Source organism: Ruegeria sp. ABD4_443 (assembly GCF_056160865.1).
Genome location: NZ_JBSWYA010000002.1, coordinates 150,404 through 168,346, shown reverse-complemented (window position 1 = coordinate 168,346; position 17,943 = coordinate 150,404). Strand labels below are relative to the sequence as shown.

19 protein-coding genes are annotated in these 17,943 nt (G+C 60.8%); 10 read left to right on the top strand and 9 right to left on the bottom strand.

The features are described from left to right. Window positions 1-27: 27 nt before the first annotated feature. Complete coding sequence (locus tag ACXAG8_RS04885; RefSeq protein ID WP_475223103.1) at window positions 28-636, bottom strand: TetR family transcriptional regulator C-terminal domain-containing protein; 609 nt, start codon at window positions 634-636, stop codon at window positions 28-30. Window positions 637-802: 166 nt separating this feature from the next. Here ACXAG8_RS04885 and ACXAG8_RS04880 point away from each other — a divergent pair, with 166 nt between their 5' ends. The 10 genes from ACXAG8_RS04880 (at window position 803) to ACXAG8_RS04835 (ending at window position 10,115) form a co-directional block, all read left to right on the top strand. Next, window positions 803-2,053, top strand: coding sequence for a Zn-dependent hydrolase (locus ACXAG8_RS04880; RefSeq protein WP_475222622.1), 1,251 nt, complete (start codon window positions 803-805; stop codon window positions 2,051-2,053). Window positions 2,054-2,147: 94 nt separating this feature from the next. Continuing rightward, on the top strand, window positions 2,148-3,602 hold the full coding sequence (gene hydA / locus ACXAG8_RS04875; RefSeq protein WP_475222621.1) for a dihydropyrimidinase: 1,455 nt from the start codon (window positions 2,148-2,150) through the stop codon (window positions 3,600-3,602). A gap of 43 nt (window positions 3,603-3,645) precedes the next feature. After that, on the top strand, window positions 3,646-4,443 hold the full coding sequence (locus ACXAG8_RS04870; protein ID WP_475222620.1) for an ABC transporter ATP-binding protein: 798 nt from the start codon (window positions 3,646-3,648) through the stop codon (window positions 4,441-4,443). Then, the gene (locus tag ACXAG8_RS04865) at window positions 4,433-4,876 is read left to right on the top strand and encodes an N-acetyltransferase family protein (RefSeq protein WP_475222619.1); all 444 of its coding nucleotides are present in this window, start codon (window positions 4,433-4,435) and stop codon (window positions 4,874-4,876) included. The genes ACXAG8_RS04870 and ACXAG8_RS04865 overlap by 11 nt, the downstream gene beginning before the upstream one ends. Then, complete coding sequence (locus tag ACXAG8_RS04860; protein WP_475222617.1) at window positions 4,873-5,790, top strand: ABC transporter permease; 918 nt, start codon at window positions 4,873-4,875, stop codon at window positions 5,788-5,790. Before ACXAG8_RS04865 ends, ACXAG8_RS04860 begins: the two co-directional genes overlap by 4 nt. After that, window positions 5,787-6,632, top strand: a complete 846-nt coding sequence (locus ACXAG8_RS04855) for an ABC transporter permease (protein ID WP_475222616.1) — start codon at window positions 5,787-5,789, stop codon at window positions 6,630-6,632. Before ACXAG8_RS04860 ends, ACXAG8_RS04855 begins: the two co-directional genes overlap by 4 nt. A 62-nt stretch (window positions 6,633-6,694) precedes the next feature. After that, entirely contained in the window at window positions 6,695-7,684 is a 990-nt protein-coding gene (locus ACXAG8_RS04850) for an ABC transporter substrate-binding protein (protein WP_475222615.1), read from the top strand. A 151-nt stretch (window positions 7,685-7,835) separates the two neighbouring features. Then, window positions 7,836-8,549, top strand: coding sequence for an ABC transporter permease (locus tag ACXAG8_RS04845; RefSeq protein ID WP_475222614.1), 714 nt, complete (start codon window positions 7,836-7,838; stop codon window positions 8,547-8,549). Beyond that, on the top strand, window positions 8,542-9,276 hold the full coding sequence (locus tag ACXAG8_RS04840; protein WP_475222613.1) for an ATP-binding cassette domain-containing protein: 735 nt from the start codon (window positions 8,542-8,544) through the stop codon (window positions 9,274-9,276). Before ACXAG8_RS04845 ends, ACXAG8_RS04840 begins: the two co-directional genes overlap by 8 nt. Before the next feature lie 23 nt (window positions 9,277-9,299). Next, entirely contained in the window at window positions 9,300-10,115 is an 816-nt protein-coding gene (locus ACXAG8_RS04835; RefSeq protein ID WP_475222612.1) for an ABC transporter substrate-binding protein, read from the top strand. A gap of 25 nt (window positions 10,116-10,140) precedes the next feature. Here the strand turns inward: ACXAG8_RS04835 and ACXAG8_RS04830 are convergent, their stop codons facing one another. The 8 genes from ACXAG8_RS04830 to ACXAG8_RS04795 all read right to left on the bottom strand — a co-directional run bounded on the left by ACXAG8_RS04830 (window position 10,141) and on the right by ACXAG8_RS04795 (window position 17,925). Further along, window positions 10,141-11,013, bottom strand: a complete 873-nt coding sequence (locus ACXAG8_RS04830) for a substrate-binding domain-containing protein (RefSeq protein ID WP_475222611.1) — start codon at window positions 11,011-11,013, stop codon at window positions 10,141-10,143. Beyond that, window positions 11,014-11,139 (bottom strand): hypothetical protein, encoded by a 126-nt coding sequence (locus ACXAG8_RS04825; protein WP_475222610.1) that lies wholly within the window; start codon window positions 11,137-11,139, stop codon window positions 11,014-11,016. Window positions 11,140-11,152: 13 nt separating this feature from the next. After that, window positions 11,153-12,415 (bottom strand): c-type cytochrome, encoded by a 1,263-nt coding sequence (locus tag ACXAG8_RS04820; RefSeq protein WP_475222609.1) that lies wholly within the window; start codon window positions 12,413-12,415, stop codon window positions 11,153-11,155. Then, window positions 12,416-13,615 carry a formate dehydrogenase subunit gamma gene (locus tag ACXAG8_RS04815; protein ID WP_475222608.1) on the bottom strand — a complete coding sequence of 400 codons (1,200 nt, stop codon included), beginning with the start codon at window positions 13,613-13,615 and terminating at the stop codon, window positions 12,416-12,418. A 16-nt stretch (window positions 13,616-13,631) separates the two neighbouring features. Then, window positions 13,632-13,991 carry a putative quinol monooxygenase gene (locus ACXAG8_RS04810; protein WP_475222607.1) on the bottom strand — a complete coding sequence of 120 codons (360 nt, stop codon included), beginning with the start codon at window positions 13,989-13,991 and terminating at the stop codon, window positions 13,632-13,634. 113 nt (window positions 13,992-14,104) lie between these two features. Continuing rightward, a complete protein-coding gene (fdh3B, locus tag ACXAG8_RS04805) occupies window positions 14,105-14,698 on the bottom strand; it encodes a formate dehydrogenase FDH3 subunit beta (RefSeq protein ID WP_449320769.1) in 594 nt (197 codons plus the stop codon). Between the two features lie 12 nt (window positions 14,699-14,710). Then, complete coding sequence (locus ACXAG8_RS04800; protein WP_475222606.1) at window positions 14,711-17,605, bottom strand: formate dehydrogenase subunit alpha; 2,895 nt, start codon at window positions 17,603-17,605, stop codon at window positions 14,711-14,713. Window positions 17,606-17,736: 131 nt separating this feature from the next. Continuing rightward, entirely contained in the window at window positions 17,737-17,925 is a 189-nt protein-coding gene (locus ACXAG8_RS04795; RefSeq protein WP_475222605.1) for a twin-arginine translocation signal domain-containing protein, read from the bottom strand. Window positions 17,926-17,943: the final 18 nt, after the last annotated feature.

Sequence of the window (17,943 nt, the reverse complement as noted above, 5' to 3'; positions counted from 1 at the left end):
GAAAGGGGCCGTTTTGTGGCCCCTTTTTCATGGCGTAAGAAGTTTGCGGTACAGCGTGTCCAGAAAGGGCGCGGCGCCTTCGAACGGGTCTTCGTCGCCAAGGATGGCCCGGACCTGAATGTCGAAATCCGCGTAGTGCTGTGTCAGCGCCCAGACCGAGAAAATCAGGTGGTACGGGTGCAGGCGGGCGATCTTTCCCTGATCCATCCAGCCGGTCAGAACCGCCGTCTTTTCGTCCACCAAAGCCTTTAGGTCATTGGACAGCGCGTCATGAATACGCGGCGCGCCCTGTACCAGCTCATTTGCAAACAGGCGGCTTTCGCGCGGCAATTCGCGGCTCATCTGAAGTTTGCGCCCAATATAGGACAGCATCTCTTCCATCGGGTCGCCATCGGCATCCAGGTCATGCAGCGGCGCCAGCCACACATCCAGCAACCCCGACAGCAAAGCCGTGTGAATCGCGTTCTTTGACGGGAAATAATACAGAAGGTTGGGTTTGCTCAGGCCCGCTTCGGCGGCGATCTGGTCCACCGTCGCCCCGCGAAACCCATGTGCGGAAAAAACATTCAGCGCGGCGTCGAGAATCGCTGCGCGGTTTTTCTTTTGGATACGGGTGGGGGCGCGGTCTTTGGGCATTCGTGAATGTCTCATTTTCAGCCAGCTCGGCACCGATTATGCCGAAAAATCGGGCGACACCATGCAATTTCTTGACTGATGCCAGACCCGTGATAGCGTGAGTTTGACCATATGGTCAAATCAAGACACCAATAGCGAGCCAAATCGCAAGCAACAGGGGAAAGACATGGCAGCTCCGGCGCAGAATCTCAGGATCAATGGCGACAGGCTGTGGGACAGCCTGATGGAGATGGCCAAGATTGGCCCCGGTGTCGCGGGCGGCAACAACCGGCAGACCCTGACCGACGCCGATGCCGAAGGGCGCGCCCTGTTCCAGAAATGGTGCGAGGATGCGGGCTGTACCATGGGTGTTGACCAGATGGGCAACATGTTCGCCCGCCGCGACGGGACGGACCCCGAAGCGCTGCCGGTCTATGTGGGGTCGCACCTGGATACGCAGCCGACCGGCGGCAAGTATGACGGTGTTCTGGGGGTTCTGGGCGGGTTGGAACTGATCCGCACGCTGAACGATCTGGGCATCAGGACCAGGCATCCCATCGTTGCCACCAACTGGACCAACGAAGAGGGCACGCGTTATGCGCCGGCCATGTTGGCCTCGGGGGTGTTTGCGGGGGTTCACACGCAAGACTGGGCCTATGACCGCGAAGACGCCGACGGCAAGAGTTTTGGCGAGGAACTGGCCCGCATCGGCTGGCGCGGCGATGAAGAGGTGGGCGCGCGCAAGATGCACGCGTTCTTTGAACTGCATATCGAACAGGGGCCGATCCTGGAGGCCGAAGAGAAGGATATTGGCGTTGTTACCCATGGCCAGGGGTTGAGTTGGACGCAGATCACGGTGACAGGCAAGGACGCCCATACCGGGTCCACGCCGATGCCGATGCGCAAGAATGCCGGTCTGGCCATGGCGCGCATCCTTGAAAAGGTTGATGAGATCGCCTGGTCGCATGCGCCGCATGCCGTAGGGGCCGCCGGGCATATCGATGTCTACCCGAATTCGCGCAATGTGATCCCGGGCAAGGTGGTCTTTACCGTCGATTTCCGGTCGCCCGAACTGGATGTGATAACGGATATGGAGAACCGCCTGCGCGTGGCCGCCGAAGATATCGTCGATGAAATGGGCTTGCAGATCGCGTTTGAAAAAGTGGGTGGATTCGACCCGGTGAAGTTCGATGAGGACTGCGTCTCGGCGGTTCGAAATGCAGCGGAACGGCTGGGGTATTCGCATACGGATATCATCTCGGGGGCGGGGCATGACGCGTGCTGGATCAACCGCGTGGCACCGACTGCGATGATCATGTGCCCCTGTGTGGACGGGCTGAGCCATAACGAGGCGGAAGAGATCAGCAAGGAGTGGGCCGCGGCGGGGGCCGATGTCCTGTTGCACGCGGTCGTCGAGACAGCCGGGATCGTGGAATAGGGGGCGCTGCCCCCGTCGCCCGTTTCGGGCGACTCCCCCGGGATATTTCTGGCCAGATGAAGCAGGCGGCGCGGGCCGCATGAGGGAGTTGAAAATGAGTACTGTGATCAAGAACGGGACCGTTGTGACCGCGGATCTGACTTACCGCGCGGATGTGAAGGTCGAAGGCGGCGTGATTGTCGAAATCGGCCCTGACCTGACGGCGGACAAGGTACTGGATGCGTCCGGATGCTATGTGATGCCGGGCGGTATCGACCCGCACACCCACCTGGAAATGCCGTTCATGGGTACGTATTCCAGCGATGATTTTGAAAGCGGGACGCGGGCCGGTCTGGCGGGCGGGACGACGATGGTGGTCGATTTCGCGTTGCCGAACCCCGGCGAAAGCCTGTTGGACGCGTTAAAGCGCTGGGACAACAAGTCCACGCGGGCCAATTGCGATTATTCCTTTCACATGGCCGTCACCTGGTGGGGCGAGCAGGTGTTTGACGACATGAAAACCGTGGTCGAGCAGCGCGGCATCAACACTTTCAAGCATTTCATGGCCTACAAGGGCGCGCTGATGGTCAATGACGACGAGATGTATGCCTCGTTTCAGCGCCTTGCGGAACTGGGCGGGATTGCCATGGTCCATGCCGAAAACGGGGACGTTGTCGCCGAACTGTCCGCCAAGCTTTTGGCCGAGGGAAATGTCGGGCCCGAGGCGCATGCGTATTCGCGCCCGCCTCAGGTCGAGGGTGAGGCCACGAACCGGGCGATCATGATTGCCGATATGGCGGGTGTGCCGCTTTATGTCGTGCACACATCCTGTGAAGAGGCGCATGAGGCCATCCGGCGGGCCAGGATGCAGGGCAAGCGGGTCTGGGGCGAGCCGCTGATCCAGCATCTGACATTGGATGACAGCGAGTATATGAACCCCGATTGGGACCACGCGGCGCGGCGGGTCATGAGCCCGCCATTCCGTAACAAACAGCACCAGGACAGCCTGTGGGCCGGGTTGCAATCGGGGTCGCTGAGTGTTGTGGCCACCGATCACTGCGCCTTTACCACCGACCAGAAACGCTTTGGCGTGGGAGATTTCACAAAGATCCCCAACGGAACCGGAGGGTTGGAAGACCGGATGCCCATGTTGTGGACGCAAGGTGTCAATACCGGGCGCCTGACGCCCAATGAATTTGTCGCGGTGACTTCGACGAATATCGCCAAGATACTAAATTGTTATCCCAAAAAGGGTGCGGTTCTTGTGGGCGCGGATGCGGATCTTGTTGTTTGGGACCCTGAGAAAACCAAGACGATACAGGCATCGACGCAGCAATCGGCGATCGATTACAACGTGTTTGAGGGCAAGGCGGTCAAGGGGCTTCCGCGGTATACGCTGTCCCGTGGCCAGGTTGCGGTCGATGACGGCGAGATCAAGACGCAGGAGGGTCATGGGCAGTTCGTCGCGCGCGAGGCGAATACCACCGTGAACAAGGCCCTGAGCACCTGGAAGGAGCTGACCGCACCGCGGCCGGTGGAACGATCCGGGATACCAGCTACGGGGGTCTGATCCGGTTGGGTTCCCTAAAGCCAACTCTTTTCAAGGCGATGGAATGAATACTGAAAGTCGAGCCGCGGCCGTCATCGAGGCAAATCACCTGGATCTGACCTTCCAGACCAATGACGGGCCGGTACATGCGCTGAGGGATGTGAACCTGGCGATCAACAAGGGCGATTTCGTCAGCTTTATCGGACCATCGGGATGTGGCAAGACCACGTTTCTGCGCTGTATCGCGGCCTTGGAAACGCCGACAGGAGGAAGCCTAACGGTCAACGGAATGACCCCCGACGAGGCGCGCCGGAACAGGGCTTATGGCTATGTGTTCCAGGCGGCGGGGCTGTATCCCTGGCGGACCATTTCCAAGAATATCAAGCTGCCGCTTGAAATCATGGGTTACTCGGCTTCCGAGCAGGAAGAGCGCGTCAACAAGGTCCTGGAACTGGTTGATCTGGAAGGGTTTGGCGGGAAGTTTCCCTGGCAATTGTCAGGCGGCATGCAACAGCGGGCCAGCATCGCGCGGGCCCTGGCGTTTGATGCGGATATCCTGCTGATGGACGAACCATTCGGGGCGCTGGATGAGATCGTGCGCGACCACCTGAACGAACAGCTTCTGGCCCTTTGGGCGCGCACGGAAAAGACGATCGGTTTCGTGACACACTCCATCCCCGAGGCGGTGTATCTGAGCACCAAGATCGTGGTGATGAGCCCCCGTCCGGGGCGGATCACGGATGTGATCGACAGCCCGTTGCCCAAGGACCGGCCGCTGGATATCCGCGATACTCCGGAATTTATCGAGGTTGCGCATCGGGTGCGTGACGGATTGCGCGCGGGCCATTCCTATGACGACTGATCCTCAGAAACTCGGGATCAGGCGCGCCGTTCGCGATGACGTCCCGGCCTGTGCCGGGGTCATCCATGATTGGGCGGCGCAAACCGACTGGATGACCGAAGAGCTGCCTGTCGAACAGCTGGCGGCGCTGATTTTGAATGCGTTTGATGCGCGCGAGATTTGGGTCACCGGAGAGCCGGTCGATTGCTATATGTCCGTGGACCCCGAGCAAAAGAAGATCGGCGCGCTGTACTGTGCCAGGACCGGGCAGGGGATCGGCAAGGCCTTTGTCGACAGGGCGAAGAAGGGGCGCGATTTTCTTTGGCTGACAACGTATGTTCCGAACACCGCCGCACAACGGTTCTATCGGCGCGAAGGGTTTGATCTGGTCGCCGAGGAACCGCCTGTTCCGCCGGATACGGTGCCGGTCTACCGGATGGAGTGGCACGCATGAAGCAGATAGTTGCTGTCCTGACCGTTTTGGCCGCCATTATCGGCTTGTGGTATGCAGCCTGCGTTCCGATGAATATCAAGGGCGTTCTGACCGAACAGGAGCGCGCAGGCGCCCAGGTGCAACCCCCGTCGGCCAAGGATCGGCGCGACTTGGGTGAATTCGGCCTGATCGCGGGAAACAGCTTTGCCATTCCGGCCACGTGGGAACAGGCCCGGCCCCGGTTGCCCGCGCCGCATCAGGTCGCGGTCGAGATGTGGAAGACAACGGTTCAGAAAAAGATCACGTCTAAACGTTCCCTGATCTATCACGCCTGGGTCACGCTCAGCGCGACGATGCTGGGGTTTGCGATTGGTACCGGGTTGGGCATTCTGCTGGCGGTCGGCATCGTTCACAGCCGGGTCATGGACCTGTCGGTGATGCCATGGGCGATAGTAAGCCAGACGATTCCCATCATTGCGCTGGCGCCGATGATCATCGTTGTCTTGTACTCGGTTGGGATACAGGGAATTCTTCCCAAGGCGGTGATCTCGGCCTATCTGAGCTTTTTCCCGGTCGTCGTGGGGATGGTCAAGGGATTGCGCAGCCCGGATGCGATGCAGCTGGACCTGTTGCGGACCTATAGCGCCAACGGGTCCCAGCGGTTTTGGAAACTGCGCCTTCCGGCATCCATGCCCTACCTGTTCACGTCGCTCAAGATCGGGGTTGCGGCCTCGTTGGTTGGTGCCATCGTGGGCGAGCTGCCGACAGGCGCCGTTGCCGGTCTGGGCGCGCGGCTTCTGGCCGGCAGCTATTACGGGCAGACGGTTCAAATCTGGTCCGCCCTGTTTGCCGCCGCGCTTTTGGCGGCGTGCCTTGTCGGATTGCTCGGGGTGATCGAGCGGTCGGTCCTCAAACGGATGGGGATGGCGCAATGATGGCTGTTCTTGGGGCAATCGCGGTCTGGCTGCTGGGGTGGTGGCTGAACGCTAGGCTGGCCAGCGGGGCCTATGCCGATACGCGCGCCGTGCGTCTGGCGGCGCCACTGATCTTTGGCCTGACGGTCATCGCGATATGGGAGTTGCTGGTTCGTGGATTGGACGTGCCGCTGGTGATCCTGCCTGCGCCCTCGGTGATCTGGGACAGGTTCTGGGACAGCCTTCCGACGTTGTGGGCCGACTTTGTACAGACCATTATCAAAGGGGCGCTCAGCGGATATATCATCGGCTGCGGCTGCGCCTTCGTGATGGCGATTGCGGTGGACCGGTGGGATTTCCTGCGCCTGGGGCTTTTGCCGGTCGGCAATTTCGTCGCGGCCCTGCCGATCGTTGGAACCGCGCCGATCCTGGTCATGTGGTTCGGTTTCGATTGGCACTCCAAAGCGGCCGTCGTGGTCGTGATGGTGTTCTTTCCCATGCTGGTCAACACCGTGGCGGGCCTGCGCGAGGCATCGTCGATGCAGCGCGACCTGATGGAGACATATGCCGCATCCTATTGGCAAAGCTTTGTAAAGCTGCGCCTGCCTGCGGCGATGCCCTTCGTCTTCAACGGTTTGAAAATTTCCACCACGCTGGCGCTGATCGGCGCTATCGTTGCTGAATTCTTCGGCTCTCCGACATTGGGGATGGGTTTTCGTATCTCAACCAGCGTCGGGCAGTTGTCATTGGACATGGTTTGGGCCGAAATCGTAGTGGCCGCCCTGGCGGGCACAGCCTTTTATGGCCTCGTGGCGATCGTCGAAAAGGCGGTGACCTTCTGGCACCCGTCGCAACGCGGATAAACGAACAGAACTCAACAGACCCCGGATAACCGGGGCGCAAATAGCAACTAGGAGAAATGAAAATGAAAAAGCTATTCAGCGGGGCGGTCGCCGCCCTTGGACTGGCAGCCAGCACGGTTTGGGCGGCGGATGACGTGACCCTGCAACTGAAATGGGTGACCCAATCCCAGTTCGCAGGGTATTATGTGGCCAAGGACAAGGGCTTTTACGAAGAAGAAGGTCTGGACGTGACCATTCTGCCCGGCGGCCCCGACATCGCGCCAACGCAGGTGATTGCAGGTGGCGGTGCGGATGTGACCGTCGAATGGATGCCTGCGGCGCTTGCCGCGCGCGAGAAAGGCTTGCCGCTGGTCAATATCGCGCAGCCCTTCAAAAGCTCGGGCATGATGCTGACCTGCTGGAAGGATGCCGGGATTTCCTCGCCCGAGGATCTCAAGAACCGCACATTGGGTGTCTGGTTCTTTGGCAATGAATTCCCATTCATGAGCTGGATGGGCAAGTTGGGGATCGACACGGGCGGCAAAAGCGAAAACGGTGTCGAAGTTCTGAAGCAGGGCTTCAATGTCGACCCTCTGCTGCAGCGTCAGGCGGATTGCATCAGCACCATGACCTATAACGAATACTGGCAGGTCATTGATGCAGGCGTCAGCCCGGATGAACTGGTGACGTTTAAATACGAAGACCAGGGCGTAGCCACGCTGGAGGACGGTCTGTACGTTCTCGAAGAAAACCTGGCTGATGCCGCCTTTGCGGACAAGATGGAACGGTTTGTCCGCGCCTCGATGAAGGGGTGGAAATACGCAGAAGAACACCCTGACGAGGCGGCCGAGATCGTGTTGGAAAACGACGAGACCGGCGCCCAGACCGAAGAGCATCAAAAACGCATGATGGGCGAGATTGCCAAGCTGACGGCGGGATCGAACGGCGCGCTGGACCCTGCGGATTTTGAACGCACGGTCAGCACCCTGCTGGCGGGCGGTTCCGATCCGGTGATCACCAAACAGCCCGAGGGCGCGTGGACGCATCAGATCACGGACGCGGCGCTCAACTAAACCCTGCGCTGTACAATTTCGGAACGCGGCCCCGAAAGGGGCCGTGTTTTTTTGTGCGCTTATCCTGCGATCCGGTCTTGACGCCTGAGTGGTCTGGTATTTCACTGTATTTTACCGCAAATGGTGGCTTGTTTCCAATTTCCAGGATGAAATGCAAAGTTTTGCAGAAGAATTCAGTTTTGCACTGACCTTGATATTTCAGGGCGACGCAGAGCTGTGGGCAATTGTGCTGTTGTCCCTGCAAGTGTCGATATTTGCCGCGCTTATTGCTGCCGCCCTCGGAATGCCGATTGGCGCGGCGCTGGCGGTCGCCCGGTTTCCGGGTCGCCGTGCGTTGATCGTGTTGATGAACGCCCTGATGGGATTTCCGCCCGTTGTGGTTGGGTTGCTTGTATACCTGATGTTGTCCCGCTCGGGGCCGCTGGGTGTGTTGGATCTTCTGTATACGCCCATGGCAATGATCATTGCGCAGGTTGTTCTGGTCACGCCGATCATTGCGGCGCTGACCCGTCAGGTCGTCGAGACCCTGGCCGAGGAATATGCGGAACAGTTGCGGTCGCTGGGTGTATCCCGGCTGGCATCCGTGCCGGTCCTGCTGTGGGATGCGCGCCTTGCGCTGATCACGGCGTTTCTGGCCGGGTTCGGGCGAGCGATTGCCGAGGTTGGCGCGGTGATTATCGTTGGCGGCAATATCAACCACGTCACACGCGTAATGACCACGACGATTGCGTTGGAAACATCCAAGGGCAATCTGGCGCTGGCGCTGGCACTGGGCACCATCCTGATCGCGATTGCGGTGGCGGTTAACGCGGTGGTCAGCACGCTTACCCTGCGGGCCGAGAAGGAAGGGCTGCGGCATGCGTGACCTTGCGCCTTTCTGCCCAGACGGGCTGCATGTCAGCAACCTGCGTATCGCGCGCGAGGGCAAGGTATTGCTGGATGTCCCGGACCTGGCACTGGAAGGTCCGGGGCCGACCATGATCCTGGGGCCGAACGGGGCGGGCAAAAGCCTGTTGCTGCGCTGTCTGCACGGGTTGATCCAACCCGATGCAGGATGCATTCAGATCAACGGGCGCAAGCTGAGCCCCGAAGACAGAACACAGCAGGCAATGGTTTTTCAACGCCCGGTTCTGTTGCGGCGGTCGGTATACGCGAACCTGGATTTCGTGCTGAAACGGATGGGGCTGGGCCGGGGCGCGCGCAGGGACCGGATTGCAGAATTGCTGGTCGAAGGCGGTCTGGGCGGACAGGCCCGTCAGGCGGCGCGCTCATTATCCGGCGGCGAGGCCCAGCGGCTGGCGATTCTGCGGGCGCTGGCCTGCGGCCCCGGAACCCTGTTCCTGGATGAACCGACAAGCGCGCTTGACCCCGCCGCCACCCAAAAGATCGAAGCCATGGTCCTGCGCGCATCGGCGCGCGGCGTGCGTATCGTGATGGTCACCCATGACATCGGTCAGGCCCGCCGGTTGGCATCCGACATCGTTGTCATGCAGGGCGGCCATGTCGTTGAACACGGGATGGCGCAGCACATACTGGACGCCCCCCAAAGCCCGGAGACGCGCCGCTATCTGGCGGGCGGCCTTGTTACCTGACAATCCAAATTAGGAGATAGAATATGATCCGCAGCTATTTTTCAGCGGCACTGATGGTTTTGGGGCTATGGGCCGCACCGGTGTCGGCGGAAGAACCGTTTATTATCGTGCAGTCCACGACATCGACCCAGAATTCCGGATTGTTGGATTACATCCTGCCGGGCTTTGAAGCGGAAAGCGGTATCGATGTCCGCGTCGTGGCCGTGGGCACCGGTCAGGCGATCCGCAACGCGATCAACGGGGACGGCGACGTCCTGCTGGTGCATGCCCGCCCGGCTGAGGAGCAGTTCGTGGCCGATGGCTGGGGCGTTGAACGGCAGGACGTGATGTATAACGACTTTGTACTGGTCGGCCCTGCCGCAGACCCGGCCGGCGTCCGGGGCGGGACGGATATCCTGGCTGCATTCTCGGCTATAGCAGAGTCGCAGGCACCGTTTGCGTCGCGCGGCGATGACAGCGGAACGCACAAGGCCGAGCTTGGCCATTGGGGGGCCGCAGGCATCGATCCGTCAACGGCGTCCGGGACATGGTACCGGGAAACCGGTTCAGGCATGGGGGCCACGCTGAACGTGGCCAGTGGCATGGACGCCTATGCGCTGACGGACCGGGCCACCTGGCTGTCATTTGGCAATCGCGGCGCCCTTGAAATACTTGTCGAAGGCGACCCGCGCCTGTTCAATCAATACGGGGTGATCCTGGTAAACCCCGACAAGCACCCGGGTGTGCGCGCGACGGCTGGGCAGCGGTTCATTGACTGGCTGACCGGCCCTGACGGTCAGGCCGCCATTGCGACCTACAAACTGGATGGTGAGCAGTTGTTCTTTCCAAACGCCAAGTGACAGGCCGGTCTGCCCTGACGGCGTGCTAACCGCTGGCACCGTTGTGGTGGACCGTTCCAAGCTGCGTCAGATCATATCCACCGAATTCGGCCGCGCGCCGGGCAAACCGGTCTGAGTGCAGGAAGTCCATCAGCGATTGCATCGGCGCGTCGAAATAGGCGCGCCGCCAGATGGCAAGGTCCAGACGTTCGGAATGGGTCGGGACGAATTGAACCCCATAAAGCCCGGCCATCGCGACAAGGCCAAAACCGACTTCGGCCTTGCCGTCATGCAGGGCAATCGCCAGCTCTTCTTCGGTGCGGGCGCAAACGGGCAGGGGGTCCAGATCATCCCTGCTTAGCCCATGTTGCGCCAGTTGTGCGTCAAACAGCCTTTGGCTGGCCGCACTGTCCTGACGCAGGATCACACGCCGCCCCGCGAGATCGGCAAACCCTGTAATCCCGGTTGTTCCGGGCGACAGCAGCAACCCGCGCTGACGTTTGGCGATCTCGACAAGAACAACGGGCGCTTCGGCCACGGCATCGCGCAAGGACCGGGTGTTGAAGCCCGTGTCTTCGTGGATATGCAACGCGGCGGCCTGGGCCCGGCGATCTGCCAACCGGGTCAACCCGTCGAACGAACCGTCGTAATAGGTGGCCAGTCCCGATCCGCTTTCGCGCAACGCCCAGTCCAGCAGCGGGTCGTGGCTGCCTGCAACGATCGGCGGCAACGGAGGATCGGCAACATCCGGCCCTGACCGCGAGGCATTCAGCCATGCGATGATGTCCGCCCGGGGAAACAGCAGTTTTCCCATTGCGCGGACACAAGGAACCTCGCCCGAGGAGGCAAGGTCATAGGCCTTTCGCTCGCCAATGCGCAGCAGATCGGCCAGTTCACGCGTTGTCAGGTATTCGGGCATTCAGTCGAGGCGAACAGAGGTGCCGGATCCCGCATCTGCGGCGCTGAACCCCATCTGGCCCAGAACCGATGGCGCGGCGACCGTGATCACGGCCATTGTCAAAACAGCACCAAGAAAGGCTTTCATTCATTCCTCCTGCTCAGTTTTCAGTTGCCGTTGCGCGGCGCAGGAACGCGACCAGGTCAGCCCTGTCCCGAGGCTCGGTTATCCGCTGCATAGGCATCTTGGAACCCGGAATATAATGGTCCGGTCCCTTATCGAACAATGCGTCAATGGTTTCGTCAGTCCAAACGATATCAGAGTCTTGCAGGGTATCCGAGTACAAATATCCCGCAAGCGAGCCCGCCCTGCGCCCAAAGACACCATGCAGGCTTGGCCCCGCCCGCCGACGATCATCAGGCGTCAGGCTGTGGCAGATCGAGCATTTGCGCGCAAATTGCCGTTCGCCGTTGGTCATTTCACTAGGGCTTCTGAGGAAATCCGGTTCGGCCGCAGCCATCAGGTCATGTGTGCCCAGCGTGTCGACGGGCCAGCTGTACATCGCCTGGTCAATGCCGCCCGCATGAAGGTTCTGCCCATCGCGGGAAAAGGCCAGCGCCCAGACCGGGCCGCGCAGCGTTGCGCGAAAATCATGAGCAATGCGCCAGTTCACAGTGTCGATCATCATGATGTAGCCCTCGCCGTCGCCAACCGCCAGCATGCGGCGGTCCGGGCTTAAGGCCAGCGCCAGGATCGGGCGGCGGTCCAGGGTAAAGTCGCGCTCCTCTCCTGTTTGCAGGTTGTGGATGCGCGTCACGCCATCGACCGCGCCATAGGCGATCCAGTTGTCGGTCGCGTTCAAGACCAGCTCGTTGATGCCAAACCCGTGGTCAAGAATGCGCGCGGTTTCACGGCGCTCGGCCACTGACCAGCGGCGCAGGGTTCCGTCAACACCCGCCGAAAACAGGGTTTTCCCGTCGGGACTGAAGGCCACGGCATTCACGCCGCTGCCGGTTGGACCCAGCTGGACAGGTGGTGATCCGTCCACCGGCCACAGGCCTATGGTTCCATCCCAACTGGCGGTTGCGACATGGGTTTCCGAGGTGGCGATCTGCACGATCTTGCCCTTGTGACGCCCGATGATTTCCCCGCCGGGCCAGCGCCGCAGGGTAAAGTCGTCGCCTGCAGAATATATCGCGCTGCCGTTGAAGATGACGGCATTCACCGCTGCCTCGTGCCCCTCAAGCCATTGGGGGGTCTGGCCATTCCAGATACCGACCGAGTTGTCGAAGCTGGCCGTTGCAATCCGTCCGTCCGGGGCAGTGGCGATGGCCATGATGGGGCCGCCATGACCCTTGAGCGTAAAGAACTCGGCCTTTGCGGGCAGGGGCATCAATGCCAGCGCCAACAGCAGACCACGCATTTATTCCGCAGGCGAGGCCGTGCCCTGGCTGGCCTCTTTTTCCTGCACCTCTTCCAACCACAACGAGTGGTGTTCGCGGGCCCATTGTTCTTCGACTTCGCCGCTTCCCATCGCTTCGAACGCGCCTTCCATGCCAACGGACCCAAGATAGATATGGGCCAGGATGATCGCGATGAACACATAGGCGACCATAACGTGCCAGACCTGCGCATATTGCATCTCTTCCTGCGGTGACATCAGCTCTGGCAGGGTCAGGCCCAGCATCTGGGGCAGGCCGGTTGCATTGGCCACCGCAAAGGATTTGGCGAACAGCGGCATCTCAAAGGGAAACAGCAAGGACAGGCCCGACAGGCTGATTGACACACCCAGGACAATACAGGACCAGAAAATGATCTTTTGGCCCGCGTTGAACTTTTTTGCGGGCGGGTGGCTGCCTTTGGTGAACAGCCCGCCGCCCACGGCCAGCCATTTCAGATCGGTTCGGTTCGGAATGTTATGGGCAATCCAGGTGACGGTTACGATCACCAGCCCCAGGATAAAGGCCCAGGCCATGTTGTTGTGCAGCCATTTGCAGCCCTGCGCGATGGTGGCAAAGCCTTCTTTGCCAAGCAGCGGGATCAGAAAATCCCGCCCGTAAAGGGATAGCAGCCCGGTCGCCCCCAGTATCAGGAACGATCCGGCGAACAACCAATGGCCAAAACGCTCGACCCCGGAAAACCGGGTGATCGTGCGGCCGGTTTTCTCTCCATCGATGCGGATGCGGCCGCGGATCAGGAAAAAGGCAAGCAGCGCGACCAGCATCGCGCCCAGTATATAAGACCCATAAACGCGCAGTGGCCCGGTGCGAAAGTTCAGCCACCACATGCCGCCATCCTGGATCAGAACCCCTGCGGCGGGTCCCTGCGCGGACACGGTGACATCGGCCGACCCGTATCGCAGCGCACGGTAGATATCGCTGTCTGATGCGACGCCGCGGGTTCCCAACTGACCCAACAGACCCTCGGCATTGCCTTGGCCGGTATTGCCCGAGCGATAGCTGTTGTCGACGGTTTCGCCGCGCTGCCGGGCCATAATATCTTCGAGCGTGGTCGCACCGCCGGTGGTGCTGCGGTCCTGGTCGGGCACTGTCTCGGCGGTTTCCTGGGCCCAGGCGAAACCGGCAAGAAACAAAGATATCAATAGCATCGGGATCAGGCGCATCAGCCAAACTCCTGTGTCATCTGCCGTTGCGGTCGAAGCCGCCAATCTGGTCGTAGAACATCGCGCCAACAGGGGTAAGTACGGCGCGCAGGTCGTCTTTGACCGGCCCGTATACCTCAAGCCGAACAGGGGTGAGGATCGCCAGGAAACGTTCCGCGAAATTCGCCCCGAAGTTTTGCATATGAATCAGCGCGTCATCCGAACTGGCATATCGTTCGAAAAGATGAACCGCCGACCCTTGGCGGTGCCATTCATAGGATATCGCGCCGGGTTCATCCTGCGTGGCCGAAACCATGTCGTCCATAAGCGCGCTCAAGGCGGCGTCCTGTCCTGCACCAAGCTCAAGCTTGAGCACCCAGTAAATATCGTCAGTCATGAAATGCCGCGCCCCGGTAAAGTTATGTCAATTCTGGTTCGGCCGGAATAACCCTGCCGAACAGGGCAGGCCCCGCGATCAAAACCGCGGGGCCGCCATTTTGCGTGACGGCGTCAACCGTCCTTTTGGTCGTAGGCGGTGCCCCAACCCCAGGCGCCCGAGCCGAACCCGCGCGCCACGACGCGTTCACGGTAGACCGCCGAGACCACGTCACCGTCACCAGCAAGCAGGGCCTTGGTCGAACACATCTCGGCGCAGATGGGCAGCTTGCCCTCGGCGATCCGGTTGCGCCCGTATTTGGCGAATTCTGCGGTCGAGTTGTTTTCTTCGGGGCCACCGGCGCAGAAGGTGCATTTGTCCATCTTGCCGCGCGATCCGAAATTGCCCGCCTGTGGGTATTGCGGCGCACCGAAGGGGCACGCATAGAAGCAATAACCACACCCGATGCACAGGTCTTTCGAGTGCAGGACGACCCCTTCTTCGTTCTGATAGAAGCAGTCGACCGGGCACACCGCCATGCAGGGCGCATCCGAACAATGCATGCAGGCCACCGAGATCGAGCGTTCGCCCGGTTTGCCGTCATTGATCGTCACAACCCTGCGGCGGTTGATGCCCCAGGGCACCTCGTGTTCGTTCTTACACGCGGTTACGCAGGCGTTGCACTCGATGCAGCGTTCAGCGTCGCAGAGAAACTTTGCTCTTGCCATTTGTCGTCCTCCTTACGCTGCCCAGATCTTGCACAGAGTACACTTGGTCTCTTGCATCTGGGTCACTGAATCATAGCCATAGGTCTGGGCGGTGTTGGTACTTTCGCCCAGCACATAAGGGTCGGCGCCTTTCGGGTATTTCTCCCTCAGGTCCTCGCCCTGGAAATGGCCGCCGAAATGGAACGGCATGAAGGCCACGCCGGCACCAACCCTTTCGGTCAGCATCGCCATCACCTTGACCTTGCCGCCTTCTGGACCTTCGACCCAGACCTGGCTCCCGTCGCGGATGCCAAGGTTGTTGGCGTCGCGGGGATTGATCTCGACGAACATGTCCTGCTGCAGCTCGGCCAGCCACGGGTTTGACCGTGTTTCATCGCCGCCGCCCTCGTATTCGACCAGACGACCTGACGTTAGGATTATCGGGTAATCCTTTGAAAAGTCGTTCTTTTGAATCGATGCATAAAGGGTCGGCAGGCGATAGGCCCGACGGTCTTCATAGGTCGGGTAATCCTCGACCAGATCGCGGCGCGGCGTATAAAGCGGTTCGCGATGCAGCGGGATCGGGTCCGGGAATGTCCAAACGACCGCGCGGGCCTTGGCGTTCCCGAAGGGCGCGCAGCCATGGGCAATCGCAACCCGCTGAATACCGCCCGACAGGTCGGTTTTCCAGTTGGTCTTGGGGCCCGCAACGGCGTCGATCGCCGCCCGCTCTTCATCCGTGAGGTCGCCGTCCCAGCCAAGGTCCATAAGCATCTGCATCGTGAATTCAGGATAGCCGTCCTGAATTTCCGATCCGACGCTATAAACCCCTTCGGCCAGCAGGTTGTCGCCATCGCGTTCCACGCCGAAACGGGCACGGAAGGTCAGGCCGCCTTCGGCCACCGGTTTGGACATGTCATAGAGGTTCGGCGTTCCGGGATGCCCCATCTCTGCCGTACCCCAACATGGCCAGGGCAGCCCGTAATACTCGCCGTCATTCGGACCACCAACGGCCTGCAGCGTGGTTCTGTCGAACGTGTGCTGGTTGGCCATATGGCTTTTGATCCGCTCGGGCGACTGTCCGGTATATCCGATGGTCCACAGGCCCCTGTTGAACTCACGCGTGATGCTTTCAACGTTGGGGGTTTCCGGGTCGTCCATCTCGATATTGCGGAACAGCCGGTCCGCCCAGCCGAACTTGTTGGCGAACTTGGCCATGATGACCTCGTCCGGCAGGCTTTCGAACAGCGGCTCGACCACCTTGTCACGCCATTGCAACGACCGGTTCGATGCCGTGACCGAGCCACGGGTTTCAAACTGCGTACAGGCCGGCAACAGATAGACGCCATCGGTGCGGTCATGCAGAACGGCGGAAACGGTGGGGTACGGGTCGATCACGACCAGCATGTCCAGCTTTTCCATCGCCGTCTTCATCTCGGTCCCGCGGGTCTGCGAGTTGGGCGCGTGGCCCCACAGAACCATGGCCCGGACGTTCTTGTCCTGATCCATGTTGGCGGGATCTTCGAGAACACCGTCGATCCAGCGCGACACCGGGATGCCGCTTTCGTTCATCAAGGGCTTGTCCTTGCCGTCCTTGTCCTTGATCGTGGCGAACTGGCCAGCCAGCCATTCCGGGTCTTCGCCCCAGACACGGCCCCAATGGCCCCATGCGCCCTTGGACAGACCGTAATAGCCGGGCAGGGTATGGGACAGAACACCAAGGTCCGTCGCGCCCTGCACGTTGTCATGGCCGCGGAAGATGTTGGTGCCGCCCCCCGAGGTGCCCATGTTGCCAAGCGCAAGCTGCAGCACGCAATAGGCGCGGGTGTTGTTGTTGCCGTTGGTGTGCTGCGTACCGCCCATGCACCAGATCACCGTACCGGGACGGTTGTTGGCCAGGGTGCGCGCGACACGCTTCAGCTGAGACCCCGGCGTGCCGGTCACACGCTCGACCTCTTCGGGGTTCCACTTGGCGACTTCCTCGCGGATCTGGTCCATACCCCAGACACGGGTGCGGATGAACTCTTTGTCCTCCCAGCCGTTGTCAAAGATGTGCCACAGCAGACCCCATATCAGCGCCACGTCTGTTCCGGGGCGGAAGCGGACATACTCATCCGCATGCGCCGCGGTGCGCGTAAAGCGCGGGTCGCAGACGATCAGCGGGGCGTTGTTCTGCTCTTTCGCGCGCAGAACATGCAGCAGCGAGACAGGGTGCGCCTCGGCCGGGTTGCCGCCGATGATGAAGATCGCCTTGGAATTGTGGATGTCGTTATACGAATTGGTCATGGCGCCGTAGCCCCATGTATTCGCAACACCAGCCACGGTCGTCGAGTGGCAGATACGCGCCTGGTGGTCCACGTTGTTCGTGCCCCAATAGGCGGCGAACTTGCGGAACAGATAGGCCTGTTCGTTATTGTGCTTGGCCGAGCCCAGCCAGTACACGCTGTCCGGCCCGCTTTCCTGGCGGATGTTCATCATGCCGTCGCCGATCTCGTCGATCGCCTGTTCCCAGCTGATGCGCTTCCACTCGCCGCCTTCCTTTTTCATCGGATATTTCAGGCGACGCTCGCCATGGGCGTGCTCGCGGACCGAGGCCCCCTTGGCGCAGTGCGCACCCAGATTGAACGGGCTGTCCCAACCGGGTTCCTGCCCGATCCAGACGCCGTTTTGCACCTCGGCCACGACTGTACAGCCGACCGAACAATGGGTGCAGACGGATTTGATGTTTTCGACGGCCTGGTTTACCGCTGTCTGGGCGCTGGCGGGCGTCACGGTTCCACCCGTGGCGCTGATCGCGGCCAAACCGCCGATCGTCAGGCCCGATCCGCGCAGAAACGCGCGGCGATCGACGGTTTTCTCGCCGACCTGGGACAGGATACTTGTCCGCTGGGGGCGTCTCGCAACCCCGTTGGTCTTTTTCCTAAGCATTACGTTTTCTCCCTTGCGTGCCGTGTCAGCCACGGCTGGCTTGGTGCAGTTACTGCCGACGTCAGGGCCAATCGCAACCGTCAGTCGGGGGGGAAGGCGTCCGATCCGGGAACCGGGTGCTTTCAAATGCGCTAGAAGCGTGTGCTTTCGATATACGCGCGGGTATGCGCGGTATCCTGAATCCGGGTTTCGTCCGCAGGCAGCTCGGCTGCTTCGGCCTGTCCGGTCAGTGTCGCGGCGGCAACGGCAGCGGGCGCTGCGGTTCCTGCCAGTTTGAGGAAATCGCGGCGCGTGGCACCTTCTTCCCTTGTCTTGCTCATGGGGTCTCCTTTCCCATT